The sequence below is a fragment of the Streptomyces brasiliensis genome (assembly GCF_014647875.1).
GTDB lineage: Bacteria > Actinomycetota > Actinomycetes > Streptomycetales > Streptomycetaceae > Streptomyces > Streptomyces brasiliensis.
Window position 1 is genome coordinate 326,597 of sequence record NZ_BMQA01000004.1, and the last position, 16,473, is coordinate 343,069.

Sequence of the window (16,473 nt, forward strand, 5' to 3'; positions counted from 1 at the left end):
GATCTCCGACCGTGACACAAATGGCATGAAAGCATCCTGAACGCGGACAGATCGCAGGTCACGCTGCGTGTCGAGCGGCCCGCTCCGGTTCGGTGACGTCCTTGCGGGTCACGCCCAGGTATACGACCAGGGCGAGGATGACCGACAGGAACAGTGCGCTGGTGATCACGGTGCCCAGTCCCAGGCCCCCGTCTCCGGATGGCTGGGAGAGGTAGTCGCCGATCGACGCGCCGAGCGGCCGAGTGAGGATGTACGCGATCCAGAAGCCCCAGACCGCGTTGAGCCCGAGGGCGAAGTGCGCGACGCCGACTGCCGCGATGGCCATGGCGAACAGCACGGCGGACAGCCAGTAGCCGAGATTCATGCGCTCGGAGACCAGGTCACCCGCCGCCGTGCCCAAGGCGAAGGTGAACAGGACGGCGAGCCAGTAGAAGGACTCGCGGCTGGTGGTGTCGATGCTGTGGATGGACAGCGTCCGCTCCCGGCGGTACCAGACGACGAAAACGACCGCGAGAACGAGCGCGAACACCGTGGTGCTCAACTCCAGCGGCACGCCCATGTTGTCGGTGAGATTGTCACTGATCAGCGTGCCGACGACGCTGATCAGGGCTACGGCCAGCCAGTACACACCCGGCCGGTACGCGCTCGTGCGGAACTGCACGACCAGCGCCACGGCCAGCAGGGCACTCATCAGAACCGACACACCGGTCAGACCAAGGCCGGCCTTCTCATTCAGCAGGTCGGCCACGGTCTCGCCAACCGTGGTGCACAGCACCTTGATGATCCAGAAGTAGACGGTGACCTCGGGCACCTTGTTCCAGCGCAGCCGATGCCGCTCCGGCGCGGCGGACCCTTCGGCCGCGGGGACGGCGGAAGTCTCAGACGTTTCGTAGGTCATGGACAGCGACCGTGCCACCGGGCACCTGAATGCATCCTGACTGGCGAGCCGCACCGTGCGCATGGCTCCTTCCACTCACGCAGCACGGGCTACGGGAGCACCGGCATGCCCCTCCCCTTACCGGCTGTCAGGCGACGCCGGGATGCGGACGGTTGCGGCACCGAGTCCCTCAGAGCTCGGTGAGCGTGTCACCGCCGTACGGCACGGCACCGCCGACCACGGTGGCCTGGACGGAGACGTCGCGGATACGGTCAAGTGCGACCGAGGGCACGTCACCGGAGAGGACGACGATGCCGGCCGGCTTGCCGCGCTCCAGAGTTCCCTTGCTGTGCTCCTCGCGAGAGGCGCAGGCCGAGCCGTAGGTGTAGGCGCGCAGGGCCTGTTGGGGGGTGAGACACTCGGCGGGTCGAGCGTGTGGCCTGCCAGATCATCAACATCAAGCCCGGCCGGGTCGGCGGCTGCCTCGAGGCGCGCCGCATCCACGGCCTCGCGACGGCGCACGGTCTGGTGTGGCGGCATGGCCGAGAGTAGCATCGGACGGGCCGGCAACGTCGCACTCGCCTCGCTGCCGGGTTTCACGCTGCCGGGCGATGTGCCGGGGGCGGGGCGGTTCTACAAGGTCGACGTCACCGAGCCGTTCGTCGTCGACGACGGCCACCTGCGCGTCCCCACCGGCTCCGGCCTCGGTGTGACGCCGCTGGACGACGTGCTCGCCGAGATCACCACCTCGACGGAGTACATCGCCCTGGGCTGACGAGTCCGTGCACCGGCGGGACTTCGAGCCACTCGTCACTGGTGGTGACCCAAGCCGGCTGCACGCCTGGTGACGCCAGGCTGGGGCGATTTCGGCAACGCCCTCCCGGGGCCCAGTTCCTCGTTCAGGTGGTCAACCAGGGGAAGACCCATGCGAGTTGACCGACGTTTCAGCGAAACGGCAAAGGCCCCTTGGTCAGGGCTCGCCGATGCCGGCCAGAAACGACAGCCGGACCTGACGGTTGGGGTTGTCCCGGTTGGTGTCCACCAGGCACACCGACTGCCATGTCCCCAGCTCCAGGTGTCCGCCCACGACCGGCAGCGTCGCGTGCGGCGGGACGATCGCCGGGAGGACGTGGTCGCGGCCGTGGCCCGCGCTGCCGTGGCGGTGCTGCCAGCGGTCGTCGGCGGGGAGCAGGGTGTGCAGCGCGGCCAGAAGGTCGTCGTCGCTGCCCGCGCCGGTCTCGATGATCGCGATCCCGGCCGTGGCGTGCGGGACGAAGAGGTTCAGGAGGCCGTCGCGACCGCCTGCCGTCTCGCGCAGGAAGGCCTCGCAGTCACCGGTGAGGTCGACGACCCGCTCGCGGGATCCGGTGGCGACGTTCAGGACGCGCGTGGTGAAGGCATCTGACATGAGCCCATCCTGGCCCATGGGCCGGGTTCCACACGCCCCGACGGACCGCGTCGTAAAACGCGCGGTCCAGTCGGCGAGACACCGTTCACCGTCGACACGCCGGCTGGCGATCTGCGCTCCGCCGGCCTGCCCGGACGGCCCGAGCGGGCGCTCACCGAAGGGGCGTTGGACGAGGTCGGTCTCGGTCACCGGGCCGACGCCCGGCCCAAGACGCTCTCCGGCGGCGAGGCCCAGCGCGCCTCGCCGGCCGGCGCCCTGGTGCGCGAGCCCGATCTGCTGCTGCTCGACGAGCCGTTCGGGGCGCTCGACGCGCTCACCCGGATCAAGGCACAGCGCCTGGTCGGGGAGTTGCGGCAGCGCCGCGGCTGTGCCGTGCTGCACGTCACGCACGATGCACGACCAGCGGATCGACCGCGCTGGTCGGCAGCCACGCCGAGGTGGCCGACCTGATCGAGAAGTACCACGCGCCGGGCGTCGCGCACTTCGTGCTCTCCGGTCATCCGCATCTGCGGGAGACGTGCTGGTTCGGGGAGGGCGTGATCCCCGAACTGTCGGCGCGCTGGCTGCTGGAGCACGCGGCCTCCGGCAGCGGGGCGCCGTCCTCGTCGCGAGCGGCCGCTGCCCCGTCCGCGAGGGGAAGATCCTCGCTCCTCGCGCTGTTGCTCCAGGCGTGAACGACATGCGCGACGTCGAGGTAGTCGTCATAGGCGCTGGTCAGGCGGGCCTGTCCAGCGCCTATCACCTGCGCCGTACCGGTTTCGAGCCGGACCGCGACTTCGTGGTCCTGGACCACTCCCCCGCACCGGGCGGCGCCTGGCAGTTCCGGTGGCCGTCGCTGACGTACGGCAAGGTCCACGGGATGCACGCGCTGCCCGGCATGGAGCTGACGGACGCCGATCCGGCCCGGCCGTCGGCCGAGGTGATCGGCGCGTACTTCGACATGTACGAGCGCACCTTCGATCTGCGGGTACGGCGGCCCGTCGACGTCACGGCCGTACGCGAGGGCAAGGGCGGGCAGCTGCTCGTCGAGTCGTCGGACGGTGTGTGGTCGACACGGGCGCTGATCAACGCCACCGGCACCTGGGACCGTCCGTTCTGGCCGCGTTACCCCGGCCAGGAGAGCTTCCGCGGACGACAGTTGCACACCGCGCAGTACACCGGGCCTGAGGAGTTCGCCGGGCAGCGCGTGATCGTTGTGGGCGGCGGTGCGTCTGGTACCCAGCACCTCCTGGAGCTCGCCCCGTACGCGGCCGCGACCACCTGGGTCACCCGGCACCCGCCGGTCTACCGGGACGAACCCTTCGACGAGAACGTGGGGCGGGCCGCGGTCGCGCTGGTGGAGGAGCGGGTACGGCAGGGACTGCCACCGCGGAGCGTGGTCTCCGTCACGGGTCTGCCGCTCAACGACGCCATCCGTCAGGGGCTGAAGGACGGTGTCCTCGACCGGCAGCCGATGTTCGACCGCATCACTCCGGACGGGGTGGAGTGGGAGGACGGGCGGCGCGTCGAGGCCGACGTCACCCTCTGGGCGACCGGGTTCCGGGCCGCCCTCGACCATCTGGCGCCGCTGCGGCTGCGCGAGCCGGGCGGCGGGATCCGGGTGGAGGGCACGCGCGCGGTCGCCGATCCGCGGATCCATCTGGTCGGCTACGGCCCCTCGGCGAGCACCATCGGCGCCAACCGGGCGGGGCGGGCGGCCGTGCGGGACATCAGACGGCTGCTGGGCACGGAGCCCGTCGCCGCGTGATGCCCCGCCGGCTCACTTCGCGGACGGCTGCGGGCTGCCGCTCGGACTCTGCTGCGCGGCCTTGCTCTTCTGGTGCTCGGCGTTGAACTCGGCCACGTTGCGCTGGTGCTCCGCGTAGTCGGCGGTGAAACGGGTGTCGCCGGGCTTGACCGTGACGAAGTACAGCCAGTCGCCCGGCGTCGGGTTGAGGACCGCGCGCATCGCGTCCTCGCCCGGATTGTCGATCGGCGTGGGCGGCAGGCCCATGCGCTGGTACGAGTTGTAGGGGCTGTCGATCCGGGTGTCGTCCGAGGTGGTCCAGAGCGTGCTGCGGTTCTTCACATAGTTGATGGTCGAGTCCATCTGCAGCGGCATACCGCGTTCCAGACGGTTGAAGACGACCCGGGCGACCTTCCCCATGTCGGCCTTCGTCGCGGCCTCGGCCTGGACGATGCTCGCGATGGTCACCGCCTGGTAGACGTTCGTCGCGTTGCGCTGGGCGCCGGCCGCGACAGGGGCGGCGTCGAACTTCTTGTTGGCGGTGTCGACCATGAACTGGAGCAGCGACTGGGGAGTCGCCTTCTTGTCGACGGGATACGTCGCTGGGAAGAGATAACCTTCCGGGTTGCCGTCGGCATCGCCGGGCAGCTTGAGCGCGGCCTTGGCAAGGGACTTCCTGGTGCTGCCCGCGGGCAGGGTGAGCGCCTTGTCGACGGCGTCGTAGACCTGGCTCGCGCGCCAGCCCTCCGGGATGACCAGGCCGACGGGCTTGGTCTCCACGCGGTGGTCCAGGCTCAGCAGCGGCACCGCCACGGCGGTGCCGGCCACGACGGCGCCGGTCGCGACGAGGGCGAGCTTGCCCCGGCGCGTCAGTCGGATCGTTCTCCGTGACGGAGTGTTCATCTGCATGCGGGCACGGTAACCCGCAGACCGTCATAAACCCGGCATATCTTCAGTTTGTCGGCTCCAGTTGCGCGTCCCTGCGGACCAGCGCCGCATACCGCCCGTCGAGCTCCAGCAGCTCCTCGTGCGTGCCGCGTTCGGCGACGTGACCGGAGTCGAGGACCACGATCTGGTCGGCGTCCCGCACGGTGGACAGACGGTGGGCGATCGTGAGTGTCGTCCGGTCGGCCGACAGGGCGTCGATGGCCTCCTGCACGGCGTGCTCGGTGCGGGTGTCCAGGGCGCTCGTCGCCTCGTCGAGGATGAGGACCGGCGGGTCGCGCAGGATGGTACGGGCGATGGCGAGGCGCTGCTTCTCACCGCCGGAGAAGCGGTGCCCGCGCTCGCCGACGACCGTGTCGTATCCATCGGGCAGGGCCGCGATGTGGTCGTGGATCTGGGCCGCCTCGGCCGCCGCGTACAGCTCCTCGTCGGTGGCGTCGGGCTTGGCGAAGCGGAGGTTGTCGGCGACCGAGGCGTGGAAGAGGTACGTCTCCTGCGAGACCACGCCGACCGCCCGGGCGAGGGTGTCGAAGTCCAGGTCGCGCACGTCGACGCCGTCGAGGGTGACGCGGCCGCCGGTGACGTCGTACAGCCGGGGCACCAGATAGCCGAGCGTGGACTTGCCCGCGCCGGTCGGGCCGACGAGCGCCAGACTGCCGCCCGCCGGGACGGTGACGTCGATGCCGTCGAGGATGGGAGCGACCTTGTCGTCCTTGTTGTCGTACCTGAACTCGACGTCCTCGAAGCGGACCTCGCCCTTGACCTGGTCGAGGTGGACGGGGTTCTCCCGCTCGGTGATGTCGATCGGCAGGTCGAGGTACTCGAAGATGCGCTGGAACAGCGCGAGCGAGGTCTGGATCTGGACGCCGGTGGCCAGCAGGCTCACGGTGGGGCGGAACAGGCCCTGCTGGAGCGAGACGAAGGCGACGATCGTGCCGATGGAGGCCTGGGGACCGCCCAGTTGGAGGGTCATGCCCGCGGCCCAGTAGATGACGGCGGGCATCGCCGCCATGACGATGGTGATCACGGACATCCGCCACCGTCCGGCCATGTTCGACCTCACCTCGAGGTCGACCAGTTGCTCGGACTCGTCGGCGAAGGACCGCGTGAGCGAGTCGGAGCGGCCCATCGTGCGGCCGAGCAGGATGCCGCTGACCGACAGCGACTCGGTGACCGTGGCGGCCATCGCGGCCATCTGCTTCTGGCGCTGAGTGGTGATCTTCCGGCGTTCGTTGCCGACCCGGCGGCCGATCCACACGAACAGCGGCAGCAGGACCAGCGAGACGACGGTGAGCCGCCAGTCGAGGGCGACCATCGCGACGATGGTGGCGACGACGCTGGTCAGGTTGGAGACCAGGGAGGTCGCGGTCGAGGTGACGGTGGCCTGCATGCCACCGATGTCGTTGGCGATGCGGGACTGCACCTCGCCGGTGCGGGTGCGGGTGAAGAAGGCGAGCGACATGCGCTGCAGCCGTCCGTAGACGGCGGTGCGCAGGTCGTGCATGACGCGCTGGCCGACGGTCGTCGAGATCAGGGTCTGCAGGACCCCGAAGACGCTGTTCAGGACGGCGCTCAGGATCATGCCGAGCGCGAGCAGGGTCAGCAGGCCGGTACGGCCCTGCGGGATCGCGACGTCGAGGGTCTCCTTGAGGAGGAACGGCGTGGCGACCGAGACCAGCGACGAGGCGCCGACCAGCAGGCCGACGACGGCGAGCCGGCCGCGGTAGGGACGGAAGAGGTTCAGGATGCGGCGCACCTGCCGTGGCTGCCGCTTGGCATCGGCAGGCGGGGTCCAGGGTGCTTGACGGTCGGGATGCATGGGCTCCTACGGAGGTGTGCGGAGGCGGCGCGCACGGCGGCCGACGATGACTCACGGTTCTCAGCTCATTGTTACCCATACTCACAATGAACTTCATCCTGATATTGTTCCCGCATGACCTCCCCCGACCCCGACGCACTGCTCGCCGAGCAGCTGCTGCGGCTCACCCGCCGGGTGCACCGCATCCAGAAGCGCCATCTGGAGCGGCGCGACGTGGGCATCACGCCGGCCCAGTCCCGCCTGCTGCGGACCCTGGCGCACTTCGGCTCGCCGCCGCGCATGGCGGACCTCGCCGAGTACCTGGAGGTGGTACCGCGCGCGGTGACGACCCTGGTCGACGGTCTGGAGGCGAGCGGCAAGGTGTGCCGGGTGCCCGACCCGACGAACCGCAGGGTGACCCGGATCGAACTGACCGAGGGCGGCCGCCGGGCCCTCGGTGAACTGCGCGCCGCGCGCCGCGCGGCGGCGGAGGAGATACTCGCACCGCTGACGGCACAGCAGCGGGAGCAGTTGGGCGGCCTGCTGGACACGCTGGTGGACGGGGGGACGACGAAGCACTGCTGACGTCCGTCCGACATTCGTCGCAGGGGGTTCCCGCCGCGCACACGAAGGCGCCCCCTCCGGCGGGTGTGGAGGAGGCGCTTTCGTGTGCGGCGCGGGTCGGCGGTCAGCAGCCCTTCGTGTCCTCGATGAGCACCCCTTGGACCGTGGTCAGCGTGCGGTCGTAGCAGCCGGCCGACCCGTACAGCCGGTAGCGCTCGCTCGTCGTGCCGATCACGTGCCGCTGGTCACGGGGCACGTTCAGGGTGTACGTCGCGTCGCCCGTGTAGGTGTCCCCGAGCCGGGACCACGCGGTGCGGCGGCCGTCGCGCGTCTCCACGACGTAAGGCCTCCGTGGTCAGGCTTCGGCGATCAGGCTTCCAGTTCCGCCCTGTCCCCCATCACCACGACGGGGTGCCGGTCCGGGTCGAGCGTGCGGAGCAGGTACTCCATGGCCGCCTTGGACAGGCTGACGCAGCCCGACGTACCGCTGCCGTGGTCCATGTGCAACCAGATGCTCCCGCCCTTGTCCTCTCCCTCGGGGCGCGTCGGGTCGTTCGGCGGAGTTCCTTCGACGCGGTTGTAGTCGATGGCGATCACGTAGTCGAAGTCGTGCCAGTGCGATGCGGCCCACCAGCGGGGCGCGGCGAAACTCAGGTCGCGGGTGTACGGCAGCCGGGCACCCGGGTCCGCCAGCACGCCGCCCGCGTCGGTGAGCGTGAACACGCCTACGGGGCTGCGGTTGTCACCGGAGCGGTGGTGGGTGGTCCAGCCCTTCTTGCCGTTGTGCGCGCGCCAGCGTCCGGTCCGCTCCCAGCGGTTGCCGTGCCGGGTGTACAGGACGAGCGTGGCGTCCGCCGAGTCCCTGCCGTTGCCGTACACCGCGACGACCTGGCCGGAGTCGGCGGGGATCCGGCGCTTGAGGCGGTCGCCGACGCCGGGGATGCGGGTGGGGTCGGTGGCGCCGGGACGGAGGTCGTCCACGGTGCCGGGGCGGATGGGTTCCGCGGTGCCGGCGCGGTCGTGTCCGGGCCGGCCCGCCGCTCCCGCTCCGCCGCCGTCGAATCCCGCTCCGCCGCACGCGGTCAGGGCCGCCAGGAAGGTCCCGAGGGCCGCCACAACGACCCCCGCTCGCCGCACACCGTCGTTCCGCATCGGCACATCGTGGCATCACGTACCGGGAGATTGCTCGATGTTCCGGGCATCGGCCCCGACCGGGGGACAGCCGGAACGGACCGCTGCCGATTCTCCGCTCCGTTCGGGAAAACCGTTTGATTTTGACCACGTTCCGAGGCGAACCTTTCACGGCTCGTTGCCCCTCCCCCCGACAAGAGCCACTGGGACGTCATGCAGATTCAAGACCTTCCGTATCCCGACCCGGGTGTGCCGGACGCACGGTCGGGTCCCCGATTCCTGTGGTGGCTCGGGCGGAACCAGCTGGGCGGGCAGCTCAAAGCACTCGCCTGGGGCCTGCTGCACTTCTTGTCCGTCTCCTCGCTGCCGTTCTGCGTCGGGCTCGCCGTCCAGGCCGTCGTCGACCGCTCCGGCACCCGGCTGGCCCTGACCGGTCTGCTGATGGTGCTGTGCGGGACCGGCATCGCGGTGGGCGACACCTTCCTGCACCGCGCCGCCGTGACCAACTGGATCACCGCCGCGGCCCGGGTCCAGCAACTGCTGGCCCGCAAGGCCTCCCAACTGGGCTCGGCGTTGACCCGGCGGGTCGCGGCCGGCGAGGTGGTGGCCGTCTCGACCGGTGACGTGGAGAAGATCGGCTGGTTCGTCGAGGCCGTCTCCCGCTTCACCGCGGCGGCGCTGACGGTCGTCGTGGTCTGCGTCGGCCTGCTCGTCTACCAGCCTGCGCTCGGCGTCGTCGTCGCTGTCGGCCTGCCCGTGCTCGCCCTCGCGGTGCTGCCGTTGCTGCCCCGGGCGACCCGGCGCGCCGACTTCCAGCGCGAGAAGGCGGGTAGAGCCACCGAGCTGGCCTCGGACACCGTCGCCGGGCTGCGTGTGCTGCGCGGCATCGGCGGTGAGGAGCTGTTCCTGGACCGCTTCCGGCGCGCCTCCCAGGAGGTACGGCGCGCCGCCGTACGCAGCGCCCGCATGTGGGCGCTGATCTCCGCGATCCAGGTCCTGCTGCCGGGACTGCTGCTCAGCGCGGTCGTCTGGCACGGCGTCCACCTCGCCCGCCAGGGCCGGATCACCGTCGGTGAACTCGTCACCGTCTACAGCGCGGTCATGATCCTCGCGTATCCGCTGAGGCACTTCGAGGAGATCGCGATGGCCTACTCCTTCTCTCGGCCCTCGGCCAAACGCGCCGCCCGCGTGCTGTCCCTGGAACGGACCACGGACGCGGACGGCTCACGCGAGGCAGGGGTGCCGGAAGGCGACCTGTACGACCCGGCCACCGGTCTGCTCGTGCCCACCGGACGTCTCACCGCCGTGGTGTGCGGCGACCCGGACGCGGCCGGACGGCTCGCGGAACGGCTGGGCGGACACCCCGCCGAGGCCGGCCCGTCGGTGCTGCTCGGCGGCGTACCGCTCGACGAACTGCCCCTCGACTCCGCCCGCACCGCCGTCCTGGTCCAGGACAAGGACCCGGTGCTGCTGTCCGGTTCACTGCGCGAGTTGCTCGACGTGCCCGCGTCCGGTGACGTCCGCCCGGGACAGGCGCTGGCCGCCGCGCAGTGCGGGGACGTCCTGGACGCCCTTGTCCAGGGTTCGCTGGACGCCGCGGATCCGATGGACGCCCGCATCACGGAACGCGGCCGCTCTCTGTCCGGCGGGCAGCGGCAGCGGCTCGCACTGGCCCGGTCACTGATCACCGACCCGCAGGTGCTCGTCCTGGACGAGCCGACGTCCGCCGTCGACTCACACACCGAGGCCCGCATCGCCGAGGGGCTGCGGGAGCTGCGGGAGGGTCGGACCACGGTCGTCTTCACCTCCTCCCCGCTGCTCCTGGACCGGGCCGACCGCGTCGCCCTGGTCCACGACGGCGAGGTCGTGGCGGTCGGCGTGCACCGCCAACTGGTGCACACGGAACCGCGATACCGGGCGGTCGTCACCCGCGAGACGGACGACGAACAGCGGGAGGGCGAGCGCGCCCTGCGGGGTGCCTGGGACGACGACGAAGCTCCCCTGCGGGACGACGAGGCTGCCCTGCGCGGCGACGAAGCTGCCCTGCGGGGTGCCTGGGACGACGACGAAGCTCCCCTGCGGGACGACGAGGCTGCCCTGCGCGGCGACGAAGCTGCCCTGCGGGGCGCGTTGGAAGAGATCGAGGAGAGCGCATGATCGGCGTTGCGCCACCGGCCTACGACCCGGCGGCCCCGACGACCGCCACCACCCTGCCCGTCGGCGCCGCCGCGACCGTCCGCGCCTACGTGGCCGAACTGTTCCGCCGGCACCGACGCGCCTTCCTGCTGCTCATCGGCGTCAACACCGTGGCGGTGGTGGCCTCCATGACCGGCCCCTACCTGCTGGGCGGGCTCGTCGAACGGGTCTCCGACGGGGCTCGAGTACTCCATCTCGGCCTGACCATCGGCGTGTTCGTGCTCGCACTCGTCGTGCAGGCGGTGTTCGTGCGCGAGGTGCGGCTGCGCGGCGCGATGCTCGGCGAGCGGATGCTGGCCGACCTCCGCGAGGACTTCCTCGTACGGTCGGTCGGCCTGCCGCCGGGCGTCCTGGAGCGGGCCGGCACCGGCGACCTGCTGTCCCGCATCACCACGGACATCGACCGGCTCGCCAACGCCATGCGCGAGGCAGTGCCGCAGCTGTCGATCGGTGTCGTCTGGGTCGTGCTGCTGCTCGGCGGGCTCGTGATCACCGCGCCACCGCTGGCGGCCGCCGTACTTCTCGCCGTGCCTCTGCTGGTGGTGGGCTGCCGCTGGTACTTCAAGAGGGCGCCGTCCGGCTACCGCTCCGAGGCCGCCGGGTACGCCGCCGTGGCCGCCGCGCTCGCCGAGACCGTGGACGCCGGCCACACCGTCGAGGCCCATCGTCTCGGCGCCCGCCGCATCGCCCTGTCCGAGCGCCGGATCAAGGAGTGGACGGCCTGGGAGCGCTACACCCTCTGGCTCCGGTCCGTGCTGTTCCCGGTCATCAACTTCACCCATGTAATGGTCCTCGGTTCCGTCCTGATGGTCGGCGGTGTGTTCGTGCTGCGGGGCTGGATCGACGTGGGCCAGTTGACGACGGGCGCGCTCATCGCGCAGATGCTCGTCGACCCGGTCAACCTGATCCTGCGCTGGTACGACGAGGTACAGGTGGCCCAGGTGTCACTGGCCCGCCTGGTCGGTGTGCGGGACATCGAGCCGGACGCCGGGGACGCCGGGCTGGCCCCCGACGGACGTGACGTGCACGCAGACCAGGTGCACTTCGGCTACCGCGAGGGCGTCGACGTACTGCGCAAGGTGTCCCTCGAGGTCGCGCCGGGCACCCGGCTGGCCCTGGTCGGACCGTCCGGCGCGGGCAAGTCCACGCTGGGCAGGCTGCTCGCCGGCATCTACGGCCCCCGCGAGGGCCGCGTCACCCTCGGCGGTGCCGAACTGTCCCGGATGACCGCCGAACACGTCCGTTCCCACGTCGCCCTCGTCAACCAGGAACACCACGTATTCGTCGGCTCCCTGCGCGACAACCTGCTGCTGGCCCTCCCTCACTCACGGCTTCGCCCGAGCGAGTGGACTCCCATGGACGCCGCCGATGCCGAGCTGTGGGCGGCCCTGGACGCCGTCGACGCGAACGGCTGGGCGCGGGCGCTGGACGACGGCCTGGACACCGAGGTCGGCTCGGGCGGGCTCGTGCTCACTCCGGCACAGGCCCAGCAGATCGCGCTGGCCCGGCTGGTGCTGGCCGACCCGCACACACTGGTCCTGGACGAGGCGACCTCGCTCCTCGACCCGCGCGCGGCCCGCTACCTCGAACGCTCCCTGGCCCGCGTCCTCGACGGCCGCACCGTGGTCGCCATCGCCCACCGCCTGCACACCGCCCACGACGCCGACGTCATCGCCGTCGTGGAGAACGGCCGCATCAGCGAACTGGGCAGCCACGACGCCCTGGTGGCGGCAGACGGCGCCTACGCGGCACTGTGGCGGTCCTGGCACGGGTGACCGGGGCCGTGACCTGCGGTGGGCCGTGTTCTGAGTGGGTCGTGTTCCGAGGTGGGTCGGGGCAACGGCAGCAGGTGTCAGTAGCCGTAGCCGCCGCTGCCGCCCGTGTCCTGCGTCGACGCGACCGACTTCGTGATCGCCTTGCCGTGAGGGTCGAGCACGAACCAGATCTTGTCCATCCCCTGTCCCTTGAGATCACCGGCGGACCGGTCGTCGGCGTAGTAGTACAACGGGTGCCCGGCGTACGTCGCTTGGCTCCCCGAGCCGCTCTTCGTGCGGCCGATCAGGTGCGCGTCGGCCCCGGCCCCCGCCTTCGGTGTGCTCTTCACCGGCGGCCACAGCTTGAGGCAATCCGCGTTGCATTTCATGGAGTTGGTGTTCGTGCCGTCCCCGGTGAACAGATACAAGGTGCGTCCGCTGCCGTCGACGAGGATGTTGCCCAGCGACGACTGGCTCACCCTGACCGTGGACGGGTCCATGGCAGCCGTCGCCTTTCCGCTTCCCTGACTGCCGTTACCGCTACCGCTGTCGTCTCCGCCACCGGCCCCGCAGCCGGCCAGTCCCAGGGCCGCGAGCGCGACCGCGGCCACGGCGATCCTCGCAGTGTTCATGTTCTCTCCGTCCTTTCTCGCGGAGGTTGTACGGGCGAGCGGAGTCGAGGGATTGCGTTGGCGTCGGTGCAATCCCTTCTCCCCGTTCGTACGTAGTCATGGCCGTGGAACTCTTCTCACGCACGGACCGGGTCGACGACGCGTCGCTCGTCACCGGCTTCGCGCTGGGCGACGAGCAGGCGGCGGTCGCCTTCGTCCGCCGCTTCCAGGACGCGGTGTACGGCCTCGCCCTGTCCGTCACCCGTGAACCGGCCCTGGCCGAGGACGTGAGCCAGGAGGTGTTCGTACGGGCCTGGCGAGCCGCGGGCAGCTACGACGCCCGCCGCGCCTCGGCACTCACCTGGCTGCTGACCATCACCCGCAACGCCGCCGTCGACGCCGTCCGCGCACGGCGGTCCACCCCCGTGCTGGCCGAAACGATGGAGCGGCTCCTGCAGGTGACCCTCCAGGCCGACGGCGACGCCGACGGCACGGAGCGGCAGGCACTGGCCGCCCTGGAGAGCGAGCGGGCCCTGGAACGCCTGAGCGGCCTTCCGGCGGAGCAGGCCCGCGCTGTCGCCCTCGCAGTGATCGGCGGCTGCACCGCCGCGGAGGTGGGCCGGCACGAGAACATTCCTCTCGGCACCGCCAAGACCCGCATCCGCACCGGTCTGAGGAGGCTGCGCGACGCGCTGAAGGAGGAGAGCCGCGATGCGACACCCTGACGAGGACGAACTCATCGCCCTGGCACTCGGCACCCTCCCGGGCGAGCCCACCGAACTGCTGCGCCACCTCGCCACGTGCCCGGCCTGCCGCACGGCCTACCACGATGTCTCGGGGGCCGTCGACGCGGTCCTCCCGGCAGCACCGAGGGTCTCGGCCCCGACAGGGTTCGACGCACGTGTCCTGGACCGGCTGGAGCTGCGCCGTCCCTCGACCCGGCGCCGGCGCCGGCGGGTCCCGCTGCTCGTCGCGGCAGCCGCGGCCGCCGGGATCGGCCTGGGCGCGCTCGGAGCCGCCCTGCTCGGCCACGACACCGCCCCCGCCGGAGTCACCGTGAGCGACGGGGGAGCCCCGCTGGTCACGTCGTCCGGGTCGACGGTCGGCACGGTGGCACCGAGCCGGGCCGGTTCCGAGCACGTCGTCGTCATGGAGGTCACCGCGGGCCGGCCCGGTACGCACTACACCTGCCGGCTCGTGCTGAAGGACGGTTCCGCCCGCGACGTCGGCCAGTGGTGGACGCCGTCCTCGGGACAGGCCACCTGGATCGCCTACGGATCGGCCTCGTCGATCGACCGTGTCGAACTGGTCCAGGACGACGGAAGGATCTGGTCGACAGCCGACCTGGACGGCTGACGGCGCACGGGCCGAAGGCGCTGACGGCGCACGAGCGGAAGCCGCTGACGGCCGGCAGGCCGAGGGCACTGATGAGCCATGGGCGACGCGGCGGGGCCCGGACGCCGAGCCGTCCGGTCGGCGCCGGCGGGGGGGTGTGCGGTGTACGCCCCCACATGACAGCGGATGCGCGGGTCATCCGCACGGGCCGGGGCATAGGATCGGAATATGTCGGCATCGGGTGGCGTTGCGCGGTCCCGATCCGGAGTGGAAGGCTGGAGAACGGCACCGGTTCCGGGACGCCCGGCAACTGTCCGGTTCGAGCCGGGTGAAACCTGTGCCCCGCGTGCCGGCGTACCACCGCCGACCGTGGTGAGAACGGGCCGTCCCCACCCCCTGGAGGTACCCCGTGAGCAGCCCCGACGGATGGGGAGACGACGTCTACCAGCCGGATGGATCCGAGGTTCAGGACGACGCAGGACTGCTCGACGTCGAGGACACGCTCGTGAACGATGGCGTCGGCGATCCGCTCGACCGCGGCTGGTCCCCGCCCGAGCGGCCGTGGGCGGTGGAGCACATCGGTGTGACGGCGGCCGAGGGTCACCAGGGCGAGACCCTGGACCAACGCCTCGCCGAGGAACTGCCCGACCTCGCCGTCCCCGACGACGACGGTATCGGCGACGCCCAGGACACCGACGGCGAGGTACTGGACAACGAGGTCGGCGACCTCCGTTCCGGCCGCCTGGTCGCGCCCGACGAGGGGGCGCACGAGGACGAGGAGGGCGCGCTGCTCGCCACTGACGTGGGTATCGACGGCGCGGGCGCCTCCGCGGAGGAGGCCGCCATGCACATCGTGGACGACGACTCCCTCTTGAGCTGACCCCGGCATCGCCTGCCCGCCGACCGCGCCGCGCGAGGAGCTGCCATGCAGCAGGACAAGCACCCCGACTACCACCCCGTGGTCTTCCGCGACCGCGCCGCGGGCTACGCCTTCCTGACCCGGTCCACGGCGACCAGCGAGCAGAGCATCGAGTGGGACGACGGCGAGACGTACCCCGTGGTCGACGTGGAGATCTCCTCGGAGAGCCACCCCTTCTACACGGGCAAGGCCCGCACGGTCGACTCGGAGGGCCGGATCGCGCAGTTCGAGCGGCGCTACGGCAAGGCGGGGCAGGACTCCACCTGAGGCCGCGAAGCCTCCCACGACGTCCCCATATGTCACCGTCGGGCACGTCGGGCGGGCAGGCCCGTCGGTCAGATCACATTGAGCGCGGCCGCGCAGCCCACCCCGCCGAGCAGCATGAACGCCGGCATCAGCACCTTCAGCTCGACCCAGCTGCCTGCCCGGAAACGCATCACCTTCGGCGGCCCCACCGGGTACCAGCGCTTGCGGCCCACCGGGATCGGCCACAGGATCGGGCAGCCGGAGACGGTCAGGGCGTCGCCGATGTCGTGCACCAGCGCTCCGAGCACGATCGGCAGGCCCAGCCACAGGTACTCCTGGCCGGGCTGGGTGAACAGCCAGTCGGAGCCGTTGCCCGGCTCGTCCAGAATACCCGCGAGGATCCACGCGCTCGTCGCGGCCAGCAGCCACACCAGGATGTCGCTGCTGGAACCCCGGGCGGCCCGCCACAGCAGGCCCTCGATCGCCAGCACCATGTGCACGAACAGGATCGCCAGCACCGCCCAGCGGCCCCCGACCAGCGCCAGAGCCGATGTCCCCCCGCCGATCAGGACCGCCCACAGCCAGGTGTGCGTGAGGGTGCGGTGTCCGCCCGAGCGCCGCGGGTCGCCCTTCTTCCGGGTGCCCTTGTAGGCGGCGTAGGAGAGCGTGTGCACGATCTCGCACAGCCAGTGCGACAGCGGCCCGAAGGCGTGCGAGATGGTGGCCGCCGGGTGGTCGAGGTCCGGGGCGAGCGCGGCACCCGCGCAGATCAGGGCGCCCACCAGGAGCACCGGCCACGGCATCGTGTGTCCGGCCGCCGCGGCGGCCGCTCCGACGCCGAGCCAGGCCGCGGCCCCCGACAGTGAGTGTGCTGGTCCCATCATCGCCGCTGCCCGCCCCATTCCTCGTGTGCCGCTGTCCAGTTGACCCGGTGCACTGACGCTCCGTCGGCGAGACAGCGTA

Annotated in this window: 15 protein-coding genes and 5 pseudogenes; 11 read left to right on the top strand and 9 right to left on the bottom strand. The window is 71.2% G+C overall.

The window, feature by feature from the left end:
* Window positions 1-58: 58 nt before the first annotated feature.
* Together IEZ19_RS09195 and IEZ19_RS09200 are read right to left on the bottom strand one after the other, a co-directional pair.
* Entirely contained in the window at window positions 59-898 is an 840-nt protein-coding gene (locus IEZ19_RS09195) for a COG4705 family protein (RefSeq protein ID WP_189310583.1), read from the bottom strand.
* A gap of 169 nt (window positions 899-1,067) precedes the next feature.
* Window positions 1,068-1,295 (bottom strand): annotated as a pseudogene (locus IEZ19_RS09200) (amidohydrolase family protein); the annotation flags it as partial.
* Window positions 1,296-1,315: 20 nt separating this feature from the next.
* Between IEZ19_RS09200 and IEZ19_RS09205 the strand changes: the two are divergent.
* Window positions 1,316-1,652 (top strand): annotated as a pseudogene (locus IEZ19_RS09205) (enolase C-terminal domain-like protein); the annotation flags it as partial.
* A 195-nt stretch (window positions 1,653-1,847) separates the two neighbouring features.
* On the opposite strand, the gene IEZ19_RS09210 reads toward IEZ19_RS09205, so the two are convergent.
* Window positions 1,848-2,285: a secondary thiamine-phosphate synthase enzyme YjbQ gene (locus IEZ19_RS09210; RefSeq protein WP_189310584.1), complete on the bottom strand. Its 438-nt coding sequence runs from the start codon at window positions 2,283-2,285 to the stop codon at window positions 1,848-1,850.
* Between the two features lie 123 nt (window positions 2,286-2,408).
* Between IEZ19_RS09210 and IEZ19_RS09215 the strand changes: the two are divergent.
* The 3 genes and pseudogenes from IEZ19_RS09215 to IEZ19_RS09225 form a co-directional block, all read left to right on the top strand.
* A pseudogene (locus IEZ19_RS09215) lies at window positions 2,409-2,690 on the top strand (ATP-binding cassette domain-containing protein); the annotation flags it as partial.
* 5 nt (window positions 2,691-2,695) lie between these two features.
* Window positions 2,696-2,904 (top strand): annotated as a pseudogene (locus IEZ19_RS50530) (alkanesulfonate monooxygenase); the annotation flags it as partial.
* 60 nt (window positions 2,905-2,964) lie between these two features.
* Window positions 2,965-4,032 carry an NAD(P)-binding domain-containing protein gene (locus tag IEZ19_RS09225; protein WP_373296940.1) on the top strand — a complete coding sequence of 356 codons (1,068 nt, stop codon included), beginning with the start codon at window positions 2,965-2,967 and terminating at the stop codon, window positions 4,030-4,032.
* A gap of 12 nt (window positions 4,033-4,044) precedes the next feature.
* On the opposite strand, the gene mltG is transcribed toward IEZ19_RS09225, so the two are convergent.
* Both mltG and IEZ19_RS09235 read right to left on the bottom strand, forming a co-directional pair.
* A complete protein-coding gene (gene mltG / locus IEZ19_RS09230) occupies window positions 4,045-4,920 on the bottom strand; it encodes an endolytic transglycosylase MltG (protein ID WP_189310586.1) in 876 nt (291 codons plus the stop codon).
* A gap of 43 nt (window positions 4,921-4,963) precedes the next feature.
* Complete coding sequence (locus IEZ19_RS09235; RefSeq protein ID WP_189310587.1) at window positions 4,964-6,775, bottom strand: ABC transporter ATP-binding protein; 1,812 nt, start codon at window positions 6,773-6,775, stop codon at window positions 4,964-4,966.
* 114 nt (window positions 6,776-6,889) lie between these two features.
* Here IEZ19_RS09235 and IEZ19_RS09240 point away from each other — a divergent pair, with 114 nt between their 5' ends.
* Window positions 6,890-7,339 carry a MarR family winged helix-turn-helix transcriptional regulator gene (locus tag IEZ19_RS09240; protein WP_189310588.1) on the top strand — a complete coding sequence of 150 codons (450 nt, stop codon included), beginning with the start codon at window positions 6,890-6,892 and terminating at the stop codon, window positions 7,337-7,339.
* Between the two features lie 103 nt (window positions 7,340-7,442).
* On the opposite strand, the pseudogene IEZ19_RS09245 reads toward IEZ19_RS09240, so the two are convergent.
* Together IEZ19_RS09245 and IEZ19_RS09250 are read right to left on the bottom strand one after the other, a co-directional pair.
* Window positions 7,443-7,655 (bottom strand): annotated as a pseudogene (locus tag IEZ19_RS09245) (peptide-N4-asparagine amidase); the annotation flags it as partial.
* A 32-nt stretch (window positions 7,656-7,687) separates the two neighbouring features.
* On the bottom strand, window positions 7,688-8,470 hold the full coding sequence (locus IEZ19_RS09250; RefSeq protein ID WP_189310589.1) for a L,D-transpeptidase family protein: 783 nt from the start codon (window positions 8,468-8,470) through the stop codon (window positions 7,688-7,690).
* 192 nt (window positions 8,471-8,662) lie between these two features.
* Between IEZ19_RS09250 and IEZ19_RS09255 the strand changes: the two genes are divergently transcribed.
* Both IEZ19_RS09255 and IEZ19_RS09260 read left to right on the top strand, forming a co-directional pair.
* Window positions 8,663-10,606, top strand: a complete 1,944-nt coding sequence (locus tag IEZ19_RS09255) for an ABC transporter transmembrane domain-containing protein (RefSeq protein ID WP_189310590.1) — start codon at window positions 8,663-8,665, stop codon at window positions 10,604-10,606.
* A complete protein-coding gene (locus tag IEZ19_RS09260) occupies window positions 10,603-12,420 on the top strand; it encodes an ABC transporter ATP-binding protein (protein ID WP_189310591.1) in 1,818 nt (605 codons plus the stop codon). Before IEZ19_RS09255 ends, IEZ19_RS09260 begins: the two co-directional genes overlap by 4 nt.
* Window positions 12,421-12,497: 77 nt before the next feature.
* Here the strand turns inward: IEZ19_RS09260 and IEZ19_RS09265 are convergent, their stop codons facing one another.
* On the bottom strand, window positions 12,498-13,031 hold the full coding sequence (locus IEZ19_RS09265; protein ID WP_189310592.1) for a COG4315 family predicted lipoprotein: 534 nt from the start codon (window positions 13,029-13,031) through the stop codon (window positions 12,498-12,500).
* Between the two features lie 98 nt (window positions 13,032-13,129).
* On the opposite strand from IEZ19_RS09265, the gene IEZ19_RS09270 reads away from it, so the two are divergent.
* The 4 genes from IEZ19_RS09270 (at window position 13,130) to IEZ19_RS09285 (ending at window position 15,531) form a co-directional block, all read left to right on the top strand.
* Complete coding sequence (locus IEZ19_RS09270) at window positions 13,130-13,735, top strand: RNA polymerase sigma factor (RefSeq protein ID WP_189310593.1); 606 nt, start codon at window positions 13,130-13,132, stop codon at window positions 13,733-13,735.
* Window positions 13,722-14,366 (top strand): anti-sigma factor family protein, encoded by a 645-nt coding sequence (locus IEZ19_RS09275; RefSeq protein ID WP_189310594.1) that lies wholly within the window; start codon window positions 13,722-13,724, stop codon window positions 14,364-14,366. The genes IEZ19_RS09270 and IEZ19_RS09275 overlap by 14 nt, the downstream gene beginning before the upstream one ends.
* 388 nt (window positions 14,367-14,754) lie before the next feature.
* Window positions 14,755-15,225, top strand: a complete 471-nt coding sequence (locus tag IEZ19_RS09280) for a DUF5709 domain-containing protein (RefSeq protein WP_189310595.1) — start codon at window positions 14,755-14,757, stop codon at window positions 15,223-15,225.
* A 45-nt stretch (window positions 15,226-15,270) separates the two neighbouring features.
* Window positions 15,271-15,531 carry a type B 50S ribosomal protein L31 gene (locus IEZ19_RS09285; protein WP_189310596.1) on the top strand — a complete coding sequence of 87 codons (261 nt, stop codon included), beginning with the start codon at window positions 15,271-15,273 and terminating at the stop codon, window positions 15,529-15,531.
* Between the two features lie 68 nt (window positions 15,532-15,599).
* On the opposite strand, the gene IEZ19_RS09290 is transcribed toward IEZ19_RS09285, so the two are convergent.
* Window positions 15,600-16,394 (bottom strand): metal-dependent hydrolase, encoded by a 795-nt coding sequence (locus IEZ19_RS09290; RefSeq protein ID WP_189310597.1) that lies wholly within the window; start codon window positions 16,392-16,394, stop codon window positions 15,600-15,602.
* Window positions 16,395-16,473: the final 79 nt, after the last annotated feature.